Origin of the sequence: Bacillus sp. FJAT-42315, assembly GCF_002797375.1 — a bacterium.
Taxonomy (GTDB): domain Bacteria; phylum Bacillota; class Bacilli; order Bacillales; family Domibacillaceae; genus Bacillus_CE.
Genome location: NZ_KZ454941.1, coordinates 1,643,216 through 1,658,124 on the forward strand (window position 1 = coordinate 1,643,216; position 14,909 = coordinate 1,658,124).

The following is a 14,909-nucleotide window of genomic DNA, read 5'->3' on the forward strand; positions in this document are numbered from 1 at the left end:
AGGCGAAAAGATTTCGTTAGAAGATTTGGTGTACGGCTTAATGTTGCGCTCAGGAAATGATGCGGCTGTCGCGATCGCTGAACATGTAGGCGGAAGCAAAGAGGGATTTGTATTTTTAATGAATGAAAAGGCGAAGGAAATCGGCATGAAGAATACTCACTTTGCTAATCCACACGGCTTAGATGATAGTGAAAAGCATCGTTCCACCGCTTATGATATGGCACTTTTGACAAGATACGCGATGAAAAATGCTAAGTATCGTGAAATAGCTGGAACGAAAAAACATCGAGTCAAAGATCCAAGTGGTGAGTGGGATCGCATTTGGCATAATAAAAATCGTTTATTGACAGAAAAGTATGAATATTGCACAGGAGGGAAAACAGGTTATACGAAAAAAGCTCATCGAACATTAGTAACAACGGCGACGAAGGGGGATATGGATTTAATTGCAGTGACCTTGGATGCATCTGATGATTGGAATGACCACATCTATATGTACGAATCGAGCTTTGAACAATATGATCCTAAGGTGATTTTGCATAAAAAAGCAATTAAGATAAACAATTCTTTTTATGATGGTCATATCTACTTAAAAAGAGATGTACTATTCCCGCTCACAAAAGAAGAGGAAGAACAACTCTCCATTCATTATAAGCTACTGAAACCGAAAAAAAGCTGGAAACGAGGAAAGGTGCCTGAGGTGGTCGGACAAGCTGAAGCTTTTTTAAATAAAGAAAAAGTATTTACAATCCCTATTTATTATAAACAGGAGAAAAACGATGAGCAGAAATCTCTATGGGAGAAGTGGAAGGAATGGTGGTCATGATCAATGATGGTGAAATGAATCATGGTTAATTATATTTGGGTAGGGATGACCTTAATTGGGCTAATTTTTGCAGCGATCAATGGCAAAATGAATGAGGTGAATAAAGCGGTATTTGAAGCCTCTGGAGAAGCTGTGACCATTTGTATCGGTTTAATTAGCGTGCTTGTGTTTTGGCTTGGCATCATGAAAATAGCTGAGAAAGCCGGTATGCTCAAGCAACTTGCTCATTTGTTCAAGCCAATCGCGAAACGATTATTCCCGGATATCCCGAATGACCATCCAGCGATGGGCTACATTTTGTCGAATATGACGGCTAATATGTTTGGGCTTGGTAATGCGGCGACGCCGTTTGGGATTAAAGCGATGGAGGAATTAAAGCGATTGAACGGAGGAAAAAGTGAAGCGAGTCGCTCCATGATTACTTTTTTAGCGTTGAATACATCGAGCCTTACGATTATACCAACGACGATCTTAGCGATCCGTTTTTCTTATGAATCTGCTTCCCCAGCTGAAATTGTGGCGCCTACCCTGTTTGCAACAGCTTGTTCTACGACGTTTGCGATCATGATTGACCGTTATTTCCACTCTCGTCGCACACGAAAGGGAGGGGGATAAATGGCTTGGCTTTCGATCATTTCTATTTGGATTATCCCCCTCATCATCGGCTTCATTCTACTTTACGGTACGTTCAAAAAAGTTCCCACATATGAAACATTTGTTGAAGGAGGAAAAGAGGGAATCCACATTGCCGTCTCGATTATTCCTTATTTAGTCGGGATGATGGTATCGATTGCGATCTTTCGAGCTTCTGGGGCTCTTGAAAGTGTCGTAGACTGGATGCGGCCGCTCCTACTATCGATCGGTCTAGCACCAGAAGTCTTTCCGCTCGCTTTAATTCGCCCCATTTCAGGAACGGCGGCGTTGGGGATGGTGAGCGATTTAATAGCTACTTATGGGCCGGATTCGTATATTGGCCGTTTAGCTTCTGTGATGCAAGGAAGTACAGATACAACCTTTTATGTATTGACGATTTATTTTGGCGCGGTTGGCATCAAGCAAATGGGTGATGCATTAAAAGTCGGCTTACTTGCCGATTTGGCTGGATTTGTAGCCGCTATTTTTATCGTTTCATGGATGTTTTCATAAAAACTGTTCCGTTGCGGAGCAGTTTTTTTAATGGATTTATACGTTGTGAATAGTGTCTGCGGCTTTTCTTATTTCAATCGATGTGTAATAATGCATAATGACACATATTGAAGAATTTAGAGGTGATGGAATGGAGCGGCTACAAAAAGTGATCGCACAAGCTGGATTTGCGTCAAGACGTAAAGCAGAGCAACTAATAATAGAAGGAAAAGTAACAGTGAATGGGAAAGTGGTAACAGAGCTCGGAACGAAAGTGTCCCCTTCTGACAAAGTAGAAGTGGGTGGTGTTCCTGTTGAAGGGCAAGAGAAGGTTTATTTTTTATTTTATAAACCGCGTGGCGTCATTTCAGCAGTTTCCGACGATAAAAACCGCAAAGTCGTAACGGATTATTTTCCGTTGATTGAACAAAGAATTTTTCCAGTCGGAAGGCTTGATTATGACACATCAGGTTTGCTACTTTTAACGAATGATGGAGAGTTTGCTAACTTATTAACGCATCCACGTTATGAAATTGATAAAACCTATGTGGCGCGCCTTAACGGTATTCCTCAGCGCTATATGTTAAAGCAGCTAGCTTCGGGCATCAAGCTAGAGGATGGGAAAACAGCGCCAGCGAAGGTGAAAGAGCTGTCTGTCGATAAAAAGAAGCAACGAGCCAATATTGAAATTACGATTCACGAAGGTCGAAATCGTCAAGTGCGTCGCATGTTTGAAGCGATCGGCTTCGAGGTTCAAAAGCTAAAGCGTGAAAGATACGCATTTTTAACGTTAAAAGGGTTGAATGCCGGGGAGTTTCGCGAGTTAACAGCTCATGAAGTGAAGCAACTACGTACATTAGCTGAAACAGGGATGTTGCGTTGACAAGAAATTGTCACACATCCTTCAAATCCCTTTTTTTTAGGAAAAACACGAAAATGGTATAATGGTGTAAAGGTTCAATACGTAAAACATAACAATGGTATGTGACATCGGGAGGGGATCACTTCTTGGATAAAAGAAAACAACGGTTTATTATGCGTTCTGTCATTTTAGCTATTTTAGCGATAGCTGTCGGCTATACGCTTTATACGAATTTGACAAAAGAGGCGCGTGGCACTTTGCAAGTAGGGGACGAGGCGCCTGATTTTGTATTAACGGACCTTTCAGGAGAGAAGCATCAGCTGTCGGATTATAAAGGAAAAGGTGTGTTTCTTAATTTCTGGGGAACGTGGTGTGCCCCATGTAAAGAAGAGATGCCTCATATGGAAACGGTGTCAAAAGAATTTAAAGATCAAGGGGTAGAAGTTTTAGCTGTGAACGTTGGCGATTCGGAATTACAAACGAAGAATTTCGCTAAACAATATGGCTTAACGTTTCCGATTGCGATCGATACAACGAAAGAAGTAGAAAAGGCATATGGAGTAAGTAGACTTCCAGCTACATATATGATTAATGCAGAAGGAAAAGTGGAAGAAATCGTTGTTGGTGGACTCGTGAAAGAAGAACAGGTGAGAGCTTTATTTGAAAAAGTGAAACCATAATTTTAAGGAGTTTTGAAATGGAGAAAGTTAAATGTGAATGTGGCCATGTCAATCCTCACGGAACGATTCTATGTGAATCATGCGGGAGAGCGCTAACCGAAGAAGCGAAACAAGAAAAGCTGCACGATATGCGCTATGAAGGCAGCGCCCGCCGGTCACAAACGTATCAAAAAACATTCGTTGACAAAATATGGAATTTCTTTTCTTCTGTTAAAGTAGGGATTTGGCTAATCGTTTTAACGCTTGTTGCATCATCCATTGGAACCATTTTTCCGCAAAAGCTATTTATTCCTCAAAATATACCGCCTGAACAATATTATGAAGATGTGTATGGCTTTGCGGGGAAACTATATTATATGTTTGGCTTTTATGATTTATATAATTCCGCTTGGTTTATTGCTTTAATTGCATCTATCGGTGTGTCTCTTGTGATTTGTAGCCTTGACCGTGTGATTCCGCTGTATCGCGCGTTAAAGAATCAACGAGTCGCTCGTCATGCTTCCTTTATGAATAAACAGCGCTTTTTCACGAAGCAGGAAGTGAAATTGAGTGAGGACGAGTGGAGTGAAGTTAAGAAAAAATTAGCAAGTAAGCGTTATAAGCTTCGAGAAGAAGAAGGTAGCTTACTCGCGGAAAAAAATCGCTTTTCTCGTTGGGGTCCTTACGTCAATCACGTCGGTCTTATTATTTTTCTATTTGGTGCAATGCTTCGTTCGATGGATGGCATGTATGTCGATGAAACATTGTTTGTTCGTGAAGGAGCTACTTTAGAAATTCCAGGGACGAACGGCGAATATTATTTAAAAAATGAAAAATTTATCGTTGAAAACTATGATAAAGACAAAGATCCTGAAGTGTTTGATCAAGCACTTGATCGGACAAATGGTGTAGTGAAGAATTATCAAACAAATGCTATTCTTTACCGAGATGAAAATCAAGGGTTACCTGGTGCGGAACCAAAGCTAACGAAGGTGAAATCAGGAGAAATTCGTGTAAATGAACCATTTAAATTTGACAACTACGCTCTTTATCAAGATAGCTTCACTAAAGACGAACTGAAGTCAATGGAGTTTGGTTTAACGAATAAAGCAACACAAGAAGAGGTTGGAAAGGTCAAAATCGATCTGTTAAAACCTAAAGATGTGTATGATCTTGGAAATGGATATAAAGTAGAATTGATTGGTTATTTTCCAGACTATGCTGGATTTTCTGAAGCAGGAGAACCGACGACAAGGTCTCCTAATCCAAATAATCCTGCCTTTTTCTTTAAAATGATCTCTCCTGAGCATCCAAAAGGGGAAATTAGTTTCGTCGCGATTCGTAAAACATTAGAGCCTGTTGGAGAAACTGAGTACAAAATGGAGTTCAAAGGGATTGAGACCCGTAACATTTCTGTGCTGACGGTGCGTAAAGATTTAACGTTATGGATTTTAGCTATTGGTGGAGCGATCTTCATGATTGGCGTTGTTCAAGGCGCTTATTGGAATCATCGTCGTTTATGGATTCGCCAAATTGATAACGAAGTATACGTAGCCGCTCACACGAATAAAAATTGGCATGGGTTGAAGCGAGAAATTGATGCTGCGATCGGTTCAACGAGAGTACCGATGTTAGAGGATCAACAAAAGTCATAATAGGGGGGAATGAAGATGTCTGACTTAGTTCAATGGAGCGGGAATCTTCTTTATGCTTCATTTATATTATACTTATTGGCAACATTTTTATTCGGAGGAGCCGTTCGCCAGAAGAAAGATAATCAAAAACAAGAAGAAAATCGCTGGGGTAAGTTAGGGTTTGCGGTTACAGTCATCGGCTTCATTGCCCAGTTAGGTTACTTTATTACGCGTTGGATCGCTTCAGGTCATGCACCTGTTAGCAATCTGTTTGAATTTGTGACCTTCTTCGCGATGATGTTAGTTGGAGCATTTATTATCATTTATTTAATGTATCGTCTACCTGTGCTAGGATTGTTTGCCTTGCCGGTGGCGACGATCATCATTGCATATGCCAGCATGTTTCCGAGAGAGATTAGCCCACTGATTCCGGCGCTTCAAAGTGATTGGTTACATATTCACGTGACAACGGTCGCGGCAGCGGAAGGGATTTTGGCGATTAGCTTTGTTGCGGGATTAATTTATTTAGTGAAAAATATTGATCAATCGAAAAGAAGCAAGCAAACGATTTGGTTAGAGGTCGTGATGTTCAGTCTTGTCGCAACGATTGGCTTCGTCATTGTCACAACAGCGTTTAATCTTACCGGATATGAAGCGAAATTTGACTATATCAATAAAGATGGGAATCCGGCGCAGGAAACGTTTCTCATGCCAGCGATTATCGGTCCAAACGAAGGCCAATTAATAACGGATGGCAAGTTTGACTCAATCGTAGAGGTTCCTGGTTTTATTAATGCGAAAAAGTTGAATACCCTTGTTTGGTCACTAGTAGCTGGACTTCTACTTTATTTAGCCATTCGCCTTGTGGCTCGTAAGCGAATTGGTGCACTTGTACAGCCTTTTGTGAAAAATGTGAATTCAGATTTAATGGATGAAGTAAGTTATCGTGCGGTCTTAATAGGTTTTCCGGTCTTTACTCTCGGAGGGTTGATCTTTGCGATGATCTGGGCACAAATTGCTTGGTCTAGATTTTGGGGATGGGACCCGAAAGAGGTATGGGCACTGATTACATGGTTATTTTATGCAGCCTTTTTACATCTTCGGTTATCGAAAGGTTGGCATGGAGAAAAGTCCGCTTGGCTTGCTGTGATTGGTTTTGTCATTATTATGTTCAACTTAGTAGCGGTGAACTTAGTAATAGCAGGGCTTCACTCGTACGCAACACCGTAAATAGAAAACCTCCGCTTCTGCGCGGAGGCTTTTTCTATATAGATAGTTGATAAATTGAAAAAAAACAAGGATTAGTTAATAATGAAAGTAATCAATAAAAAAGCATGATTGACTGTATGATTAGGAGGCTATTACGTTGGAAAATGAACTAAGGATTTTAGTCGTAGATGACGAGGAAAGAATTCGCCGTTTGCTGCGAATGTACTTAGAAAGAGAAAATTATGTGATTGATGAAGCTGAAGATGGAGAAATGGCTCTTGAGATGGCTTTAACTGAAGAATATGATTGCATTTTACTGGATTTAATGATGCCAGGTAAAGACGGCATTGAAGTGTGTAGGGAATTGAGAGAGAAGAAATCGACGCCTGTTATTATGCTAACGGCAAAAGGTGAGGAAGCGAATCGCGTCCAAGGCTTTGAAGTCGGAACAGATGATTATATTGTGAAGCCGTTTAGCCCACGAGAAGTCGTTCTTCGCGTGAAAGCATTATTAAGACGTTCTTCACCAACATCCTATTTACAAACGGATACGAAATCTAAAGACTTAATTGTATACCCGCATTTAACCATTGATAATGACGCTCATCGAGTGACAGCGGATGGAGAAGAGGTCAATTTAACACCGAAGGAATATGAATTGCTATACTTTTTAGCGAAAGCGCCAGATAAAGTATTTGATCGTGAGCATTTATTAAAAGAAGTGTGGCATTATGAGTTTTTCGGAGATTTACGGACGGTGGATACACATGTGAAGCGCCTTCGTGAAAAGTTAAATAAAGTATCTGAGAAAGCGGCCAAAATGATTGTCACTGTTTGGGGAGTTGGCTACAAATTCGAGGTTGTGAATGAATGAAGCTTTGGAGAAGCGTTGTAGGAAAGCTGTGGATGACGATTCTTTTACTCGTATCGTTTGTTTTATTTTTCTTAACGATTCTACAATTAGAGTTCTTTGAGAATTATCATGCGAGGGAAGTTGAAAGAGAATTGTCTGATACAGCAACAAAAATTTCAAAGGTACTTTCTGATCATGAAGACAAACAAACCGGTATGCAGGTGGCTTGGGATTTAGTCGATGAGCCGATTCATCTGATTATTGCGGAGAATCAAGAGCGTTTTCATTATTCACCAAATGATGATTTGAGCAAAGTTTTAGAACAATCGAAAGTGGTCAATGACCCCGTGCTATCCCAAGTGTTTACAAAGGATAAGAAAGTACAGACAGAGCTACCTATTCAAGGAGGAAGTAATTCGAATCGACATGAAAACTCGATTGTGATTGCCGTTCCATTACATATGAAGGCTGATGAAAATGGAGCAGTCATCATTTACCAATCTCTTGAAGTCATTAAAGAAACGTCTCAGCAAACAACGAGACTAATTTTGCTAGCGGCTGGAATTGCGATCGTGCTAACGACTATTTTTGCCTTTTTCTTGTCGACAAGAATTACGGCTCCTTTAAGGAAAATGAGAGAGGCCGCAACGGAAGTGGCGAAAGGAAAGTTTGATACAAAAGTGCCGATTTTAACGACAGATGAGATTGGAGCACTCGCTACGTCCTTTAATCAAATGGCTAAGCAATTAAATTACAATATTCATGCATTGAATCAAGAGAAAGAGCAACTGGCCAGCATTTTAAGCAGTATGGCTGATGGGGTGATCACCTTTAATCGAGACGGGACGATCTTAATTACCAACCCGCCAGCGGAACGCTTTTTACAAAATTGGTATTATGAGATGGGAAATGATCATCATAATGAAACGATGCCTACTTTAGTAGCTGAACTGCTGAAAAAGGCGATTGAAACAGAAAACGAGCAAATTGGTGAACTGTCCTTAAAAAATCGTTCTTATGTCGTCATCGTCAGCCCGCTTTATAATGATAAGTCCGTTCGTGGTGTGGTGGCGGTCGTTCGTGATATGTCAGAAGAGCGACGGTTAGATAAGCTCAGAAAAGACTTCATTGCGAACGTCTCTCATGAACTTAGAACACCGATTGCGATGTTACAAGGCTATAGTGAAGCGATTGTAGATGATATCGCAGGGACGGAAGAGGAAAAAAGAGAGATCGCCAAAATTATTCATGAAGAATCGCTGCGAATGGGGCGTCTTGTGAATGAATTGTTGGATTTAGCCCGAATGGAAGCCGGTCATATTAATTTAGAATTAGAAGAGATAGAGTTGTCCTCGTTTATTAAGCGAGTGGCGAATAAATTTCAAGGCTTAGCAAAAGAAAAGCAAATTGAGTTGAAATTAACGATTCCTGATGAAGATAGCTACCTCGATATCGATTCAGATCGGATTGAGCAAGTGCTGACGAATTTAATTGATAATGCTCTTCGTCATACACTAGAAAACGGCTTTGTGGAAGTGAAGCTAGAACGAAAAGCCGATGGATATGAAGTTCATGTTCAAGATTCTGGTGTCGGTATTAGCGAAGAAGACTTGCCGTTTGTATTTGAGCGGTTTTATAAAGGGGATAAAGCAAGAACAAGAGGTCAAGCAGGTACAGGACTTGGACTGTCCATTGCTAAAAATATGATCAAAGCGCATCAAGGAAGCATTAAAGTGCAAAGTCAATTAGGGAAAGGAACGACCTTTACCTTTTATTTGCCGCGAAAAAAATAAATCACATAAAAACACGGGGGAGCTATTGTCTAATAGCTCCTCTTTTTTTAAGTCATATTGAAAACGTTTTCGTGCATACAACTAGAAAGGCAGAGGATAAAGTGAAACTTCAATCCGTGGGGGTCTTACAGCCCGTTAATGCGGGATAAAGTGATCGCAAGGAGGCAGATCAATATGACGGATTATGTAAGGAGATTTTTTATTGTGTTAGCTATCGCTTTATGTATTAGTCTACTTATTCTCGGTGGAGGGATAATTCGTCAAGAGAAGGTGTCGAAAAAAACGAGTATTTCTGACAGTAGAAGCTTAGAAGGTGTTACATACAAATTAAATGCTTCACACAATCGTCAATTTTATGTATAATAAAGTCTAAAATAAATATCATTTCATCTTCGGGGCAGGGCGAAATTCCCGACCGGCGGTATAGAAGCATGGCTTCTGAGCCCGCGAGCCGAAAGGCAGATTTGGTGAGAATCCAAAGCCGACAGTATAGTCTGGATGGGAGAAGGTGAAGGTCTGCCAGCGTTCAAAAAGTGCAGTTTTGAACGTCTATTTAAGCATGACTTCAAACTCCCTTAAGCCTTTTGCTTGAGGGATTATTTAGTTGGCAGCCTTTCTTCTTGTGTAGGATGGATGAGAAGAAGGAGAGAGTTTTGTGAGAAAGAAGAATATTCGAGTGTTAACGTCTGTCGGTTTACTAAGTACATTATCTTATTTATTAATGCTACTTAACTTTCCGGTTCCACCATTTCCAGGGTTTTTAATGGTTGACTTTAGCGAAATCCCTGCACTAGTTGCCGCTATTGTCTTCGGTCCAATTGCTGGAATTATGGTGGAGTTTATCAAAAATGTGTTGAACTTTTTTGTAGCAGGTAGTCCAACAGGAGTTCCTGTCGGTCATTTCGCTAACTTTATGGCAGGAGTCACGTTTATCCTTCCTGTGTATTATGTATATAAGAAATTTGAATCGAAAAAAGGAATGGTCGCTGCTCTTATTGCTGGAACGACGGTGATGGCTGTGATGATGAGTGTGTTAAATTATTATGTGATTTTACCAGCTTATACGCTCTTTTTAAATGCACCAGCTATGTCGGCACCAGAAACGAAGCAACTGATCGTTTCGGCTATTTTACCGTTTAATTTCGTGAAAGGGCTATTGATGACGGCTGTCTTTTTATTAATTTACTCTCGCATTCAAGTGTGGATGAAAAAACAAACCATTGCCCAAAACGCTTAATAATAAACCGATGAGATCTCTACTAAACGAATAGTAGGGCTCTTTTTTTAGAAAAACATTTAAAAATGCAGACAGCATAAAAATAAATTATGATAAGTGTAAATGATTCTTTTAATAGAAATGAGGGGGATTTATGAATTTCTTAACGAGGTTTAGCTTGAAGAATGCCTTTGCTGTCTTTATCATTTCCTTTTTGTTCATTCTAGGAGGGTTATATTCGTTTACTAAGTTAAAGATGGACTTATTGCCGAATATTGAGTTTCCACAATTAAGTGTTGAAGTAGTCTATCCAGGGGCTTCTCCACAAGATTTAAATGAGCAAGTGACTTCGAAGCTTGAAGAACAGTTTAAAGGGCTAGAAGGAGTGAAAAAAGTCCAAAGCTCCACATTTGAAACGTTATCTATCATCAGTATGGAATTCCCTTTCAATACGGATATGGATGAAATCGAGCAGCAAGTGAATAATTTCATTCAAGAAACGAGCTTGCCAGAGCAAACGAAAACGGAAATTAATCGCTTTTCTTTTGGGAGCTTTCCAATTTTTAATTTATCTCTATTCGCTAAAGAGGGAACTGACTTACAAACGTTACTCGATGAGGAAGTCATACCTGAATTGAATAAAATCAATGGATTGAACAGTGTATCTGTTGGTGGCTTGAAGGAAGAATGGTTGCAAGTCACAGTCGATCCAAACAGAGCTCGTGCATACGGTTTATCACTTTCGCAAATTAAAGACGAAATCAATGAGCGAAATTTATCGTTTCCAGCTGGAACGATCGAAGGCGAGCAAATTCAAGTGCCTGTTCGCGTCCAAGAAAAGGTAGAAACGAAAGAGCAGTTAGAGAACTTTATCATTACGCCAGCTGAGTTTATTCCTAACGGTCAACCCGTTGCATTAAAAGAAATCGCGACAATTGAAGAAGTGAAGGATCGCGCGGAAATTACACGCTATAACGAAAAAGATGCGCTATCAATGGCCGTAACGAAGAAGCAGGATGCCAATACAGTAGAAGTTGCGAAGAAAGTCATTAATATTATGGACAAATACGAGGGAGAGTTTGCTTACGCCGTCGGATTTGATTCGGCAGAAGGAATTGAAAAATCAGTTAGTACATTGGTAAAAGAAGGGCTATTAGGTGCATTGTTTGCTTCATTAGCAGTCCTATTATTTTTGCGAAATGTGCGCGCGACGATGATCGCCATTATTTCAATTCCGTTATCGTTGCTTGTTACATCGATCTTCTTGTATCAGCTAGATATTTCGTTAAATATTATGACGCTCGGTGGAATGGCTGTCGCTGTTGGGCGAGTAGTTGATGATAGTATAGTGGTAATTGAAAATATATTTAGGCGTATACGTAAATCAGGGGAAGGCATGACGAATGAGTTAATTATTCAGTCAACAAGAGAAATTTTAAAAGCGATCACTTCCTCAACGATTACGACTGTTGTTGTCTTTTTGCCGCTTGGCCTTGTTGGGGGCATTACAGGAGAGTTCTTTCTTCCATTTGCGGTGACGATTGTTATTGCCCTTTTGACGTCCTTGGTTGTATCTATTACGATCGTGCCGATTTTGGCGAAGTTCTCCTTTAAGCAGGTGCCGCAAGAAGAGAAGGAGGGGCGACTACAAACAAGTTATGTACGCGCGATTGAATGGTCATTGAATCATAAAGTGATCGTGATTGTTTTATCTTTAGCTACATTATTTAGTTCTTTCGCCTTTGCTTCAAGGTTAGGATTTACGTTTATTCCTAATGAAGAGCAAAAGCTATTAGCGGCAACGTTTCGCTTGCCTTCCTCTACACCGCTCGAGAAAACAAATGAATTATCTTTACAGCTTGAAAAGTATTTAGCGGACTCCAAAGAAGTGGAAAATGTAACAACTGGGATCGGTACGAGAGACTTCCAATCAGGACTGAAGCGAGCGAACCAAGCGAACTATTTCATTACGCTTAAAGAGGATGTTGATGTGGCAGCTTATATTCAAACGCTTGAACGCGAAATGGAAGAGATTATTTTAACTGCAGAACCGAAAGCCGTTCTTGGCGTCCAAGAGCAACAAACAGGTGGTCCGCCTTCGAATAATAATGTCAATATTAATTTGTACTCGAATAATTTAGATCAATTACAAAAAGCCGCTCAAATAGTGGAAGAATATATGAAAAAACACGATGATTTGAAATACGTGTCCAATAATTTTAGTGAAAAGCAAACACAGCTGATGGTGAAGGTTGATTCTGAGAAGGCGGCGAAAGCAGGAGTATCTGGCTTTCAAATTCTCGGAGCGATTGCCGATCAAACCGAGCCAGTGGATGTTGGTAAGCTAGAGTTAGATGGAAAAGAAAAAGCTGTGCGTCTTGCCTACACAGAAAACGCTAATTCGATCGATGATATTAAAAAGATTCAACTGTTTACAGTAAAAGGTCCGCTACCGATTACAGACGTAGCGGAGATCAAAGAGGAAGAAGCCTTTACTTCGATTCAAAAACTTGACGGCAAAGTGTTTGCCCAAATCTCTGCTCAAATTGAAGGCGATGATATCCGAACTGTGTCTGAACAAGTGATTGCAGGTGTTAAACAGGATCTAGATTTACCAAAAGAGGTGAGTTTTGAAGGAGGAGGCGGAAGCGATGAAACTGTCGAAACGTTCCAAGCGTTAGGATTGGCAATGTTGATTGCTGTTGGGCTCGTATACATTACGATGCTGATTACTTTTGGTCAAGCACGTATTCCATTTATCGTTCTCTCGTCTTTGATTTTTGTGCCTATTGGTTCTCTATTAGGACTTACAATTGCTAATGAACCTTTATCTGTAAGTGTGATGATCGGGTTGCTTATGCTGATCGGTATCGTCACAACGAATGCGATTGTGCTAGTCGATCGGATTGGTCAAAACAGAGAGAAGAAAGGTATGTTGATTCGCGAGGCGTTAATGGAAGCCGGAAAGACGAGGTTGCGTCCGATTTTAATGACGGCTTTTGCGACAGTTACAGCGTTAATTCCATTAGCGTTAACGACGTCATCTGGCACGTTAATTTCTAAAGGTTTGGCGATCACTGTCATTGGAGGATTAACCTCATCCACTGTGTTAACGTTAGTTCTCATTCCTGTGCTATATGAACTGTTTTTCTACCGAACTGTAAAACAAGAGCAATCAAAATAGAAGAAACCCGCCAATAGGCGGGTTTCTGACTGTTTTATTCGTATTTTAGAGCATCGCCATCAAACGGGGCATCTGCGATTTTAATGGAGTCTGTTGGGCAGCCTTCAAACGCATCTTGCATATCTTCTTCAAGAACTTCTGGAATGATAGCTGTTCCTTCGTTATCGTCTAAAATAACGAACGCAATTCCTTCATCATCATAATCATAAATGTCTGGTGCAGCTGCTCCGCAAGCACCGCAAGCAATACATGTGTCTTTATCAACGATTGTATATTTTGGCATTATGAAACCTCCTTAGTGTATACCAAATCCTCAATGGATTAAGTCAATCTTAAATTCTTAGAAAACTTCTATATTTTATTGTATATGTGATGTATTTACTTTTCAATAAAAAGTTCTCGCTGAAAAAATGATAGGGCTTTCATAAATTATCGATACTCTTTCACAAACATTTGGCGTATTTCGTGATAAAATGAACAAAAGTCCAAAAGGAGACGAGAAAGTTGTTCATTCAGGCGGTTATGCTATTGATGCTTAAGCAATTAAACGGCGAGAGAACAGCCTCGTCCATTTATCATTTATTAAAAGGGAAAAAGTCTTCCCAAACGATACAAGATGCTCGTTTATTCCAATTAGATCGATGGTTTCAAACCGCACCATTTCTCGATAGAAAGATGTATGATGAACAAATTCAGCGGTTGCTAGAAAAAGGATATATAGCAGGAGATCCAAACAGCCTGTTAGTGACGGAAACGGGAGAGCAATGGCTCGCTCATTTTAGTGATACGTTAGCTACTCTTCAACATATACAAGGCTTTAAACTACAAGATTGTTGTTTGCTGTTTTGGAAAAGGTTGACGCTACTTGTACAAGTGACTTCTCATCTCGTGCATGAGAACAAGGAATATCAGCCAGTTACAAGAGATGAACACATTCAGTATTGGGTGAAAATGTTTTTATCTCAACAAAGGTTGCCGAAAGAAGCATTAGCTCAAGCGTTGCATGATGAACTCATACATAGTTTGAAAAGTCAAAGCTTTGAAGAACCGCTTGTGCTTGTGCTTCGTTTGTCTGGCAAAAACAAAACAGGAAAAACGGCTGTACAAACGGCGGAACTTGTCCATATGGAAGAAACAGAATATTGGTATCGGTTTTTAAATTTGCTTCATTTTTTAGTCGAGTACATTTATCAGCATGCCTCACAATTTCCGTTGTTATACGAAGTGTTGAAGGACATATATGAGTCGGTGACCCTTACTCAATCAACGAAAAAGACGGCGGAATTATTGAACAAAGGCTATTCACTTGCAGAAATTGCTCAGCAACGAAGGCTGAAAATGAGTACAGTAGAAGATCATGTCGTTGAATTAGCTTTAAATATAAACAACTTTCCGCTTGAATGGTATGTGAGCGATCAACAAGCAGAGAAAATTCTGGCTGTAGCTTTGAAGCAACATCATAAAAAATTAAAGCCGATTAAAGACCAGATTCCAGATGTTACGTATTTTCAAATTCGACTAGTGTTAGCTAGACATAGCAGGTGAAGG

Annotated in this window: 14 protein-coding genes and 1 riboswitch; of the genes, 13 read left to right on the forward strand and 1 reads right to left on the reverse strand. The window is 40.0% G+C overall.

Translation table 11 applies throughout. The features are described 5' to 3' along the window. The 12 genes from CEF22_RS07945 to CEF22_RS08000 all read left to right on the forward strand — a co-directional run. Positions 1-826, forward strand: an 826-nt coding sequence (locus CEF22_RS07945; protein WP_100403949.1) for a D-alanyl-D-alanine carboxypeptidase family protein, incomplete at its 5' end; no start/stop codon positions are given. Positions 827-847: 21 nt separating this feature from the next. Beyond that, positions 848-1,441, forward strand: coding sequence for a nucleoside recognition domain-containing protein (locus CEF22_RS07950; protein WP_100402425.1), 594 nt, complete (start codon positions 848-850; stop codon positions 1,439-1,441). After that, entirely contained in the window at positions 1,442-1,972 is a 531-nt protein-coding gene (locus tag CEF22_RS07955; RefSeq protein ID WP_100402426.1) for a spore maturation protein, read from the forward strand. A 130-nt stretch (positions 1,973-2,102) separates the two neighbouring features. Beyond that, positions 2,103-2,834: a pseudouridine synthase gene (locus CEF22_RS07960; RefSeq protein ID WP_095478160.1), complete on the forward strand. Its 732-nt coding sequence runs from the start codon at positions 2,103-2,105 to the stop codon at positions 2,832-2,834. Between the two features lie 125 nt (positions 2,835-2,959). Further along, positions 2,960-3,493, forward strand: coding sequence for a thiol-disulfide oxidoreductase ResA (resA, locus tag CEF22_RS07965; protein ID WP_100402427.1), 534 nt, complete (start codon positions 2,960-2,962; stop codon positions 3,491-3,493). Positions 3,494-3,510: 17 nt separating this feature from the next. Next, positions 3,511-5,127, forward strand: a complete 1,617-nt coding sequence (gene resB, locus CEF22_RS07970) for a cytochrome c biogenesis protein ResB (protein ID WP_100402428.1) — start codon at positions 3,511-3,513, stop codon at positions 5,125-5,127. 15 nt (positions 5,128-5,142) lie between these two features. Beyond that, the gene (gene ccsB, locus CEF22_RS07975) at positions 5,143-6,336 is read left to right on the forward strand and encodes a c-type cytochrome biogenesis protein CcsB (RefSeq protein WP_100402429.1); all 1,194 of its coding nucleotides are present in this window, start codon (positions 5,143-5,145) and stop codon (positions 6,334-6,336) included. Positions 6,337-6,472: 136 nt separating this feature from the next. Further along, a complete protein-coding gene (locus CEF22_RS07980) occupies positions 6,473-7,189 on the forward strand; it encodes a response regulator transcription factor (RefSeq protein WP_100402430.1) in 717 nt (238 codons plus the stop codon). Next, positions 7,186-8,961, forward strand: coding sequence for an ATP-binding protein (locus tag CEF22_RS07985; RefSeq protein WP_100402431.1), 1,776 nt, complete (start codon positions 7,186-7,188; stop codon positions 8,959-8,961). The genes CEF22_RS07980 and CEF22_RS07985 overlap by 4 nt, the downstream gene beginning before the upstream one ends. Positions 8,962-9,135: 174 nt before the next feature. Continuing rightward, a complete protein-coding gene (locus CEF22_RS07990) occupies positions 9,136-9,324 on the forward strand; it encodes a hypothetical protein (RefSeq protein WP_100402432.1) in 189 nt (62 codons plus the stop codon). 21 nt (positions 9,325-9,345) lie between these two features. Next, positions 9,346-9,475, forward strand: a riboswitch (FMN riboswitch). A gap of 141 nt (positions 9,476-9,616) precedes the next feature. Further along, positions 9,617-10,198, forward strand: coding sequence for an ECF transporter S component (locus tag CEF22_RS07995; protein WP_100402433.1), 582 nt, complete (start codon positions 9,617-9,619; stop codon positions 10,196-10,198). Between the two features lie 133 nt (positions 10,199-10,331). After that, the gene (locus CEF22_RS08000; RefSeq protein ID WP_100402434.1) at positions 10,332-13,361 is read left to right on the forward strand and encodes an efflux RND transporter permease subunit; all 3,030 of its coding nucleotides are present in this window, start codon (positions 10,332-10,334) and stop codon (positions 13,359-13,361) included. Between the two features lie 34 nt (positions 13,362-13,395). On the opposite strand, the gene CEF22_RS08005 is transcribed toward CEF22_RS08000, so the two are convergent. Beyond that, a complete protein-coding gene (locus tag CEF22_RS08005) occupies positions 13,396-13,644 on the reverse strand; it encodes a ferredoxin (protein WP_094835381.1) in 249 nt (82 codons plus the stop codon). Positions 13,645-13,865: 221 nt separating this feature from the next. On the opposite strand from CEF22_RS08005, the gene CEF22_RS08010 reads away from it, so the two are divergent. Beyond that, positions 13,866-14,906 carry a YpbB family protein gene (locus tag CEF22_RS08010; protein ID WP_100402435.1) on the forward strand — a complete coding sequence of 347 codons (1,041 nt, stop codon included), beginning with the start codon at positions 13,866-13,868 and terminating at the stop codon, positions 14,904-14,906. The last annotated feature ends 3 nt before the right edge of the window (positions 14,907-14,909 follow it).

Excerpts from the sequence above, each read along its gene's own strand:
- CEF22_RS07960 (WP_095478160.1), top strand. The coding sequence starts at position 2,103 with ATGGAGCGGCTACAAAAAGTGATCGCACAAGCTGGATTTGCGTCAAGA.
- CEF22_RS07955 (WP_100402426.1), top strand. The coding sequence starts at position 1,442 with ATGGCTTGGCTTTCGATCATTTCTATTTGGATTATCCCCCTCATCATC.
- CEF22_RS08005 (WP_094835381.1), bottom strand. The coding sequence starts at position 13,644 with ATGCCAAAATATACAATCGTTGATAAAGACACATGTATTGCTTGCGGT.
- CEF22_RS07985 (WP_100402431.1), top strand. The coding sequence starts at position 7,186 with ATGAAGCTTTGGAGAAGCGTTGTAGGAAAGCTGTGGATGACGATTCTT.
- resB (WP_100402428.1), top strand. The coding sequence starts at position 3,511 with ATGGAGAAAGTTAAATGTGAATGTGGCCATGTCAATCCTCACGGAACG.
- CEF22_RS08000 (WP_100402434.1), top strand. The coding sequence starts at position 10,332 with ATGAATTTCTTAACGAGGTTTAGCTTGAAGAATGCCTTTGCTGTCTTT.
- ccsB (WP_100402429.1), top strand. The coding sequence starts at position 5,143 with ATGTCTGACTTAGTTCAATGGAGCGGGAATCTTCTTTATGCTTCATTT.
- CEF22_RS07950 (WP_100402425.1), top strand. The coding sequence starts at position 848 with ATGGTTAATTATATTTGGGTAGGGATGACCTTAATTGGGCTAATTTTT.
- CEF22_RS07990 (WP_100402432.1), top strand. The coding sequence starts at position 9,136 with ATGACGGATTATGTAAGGAGATTTTTTATTGTGTTAGCTATCGCTTTA.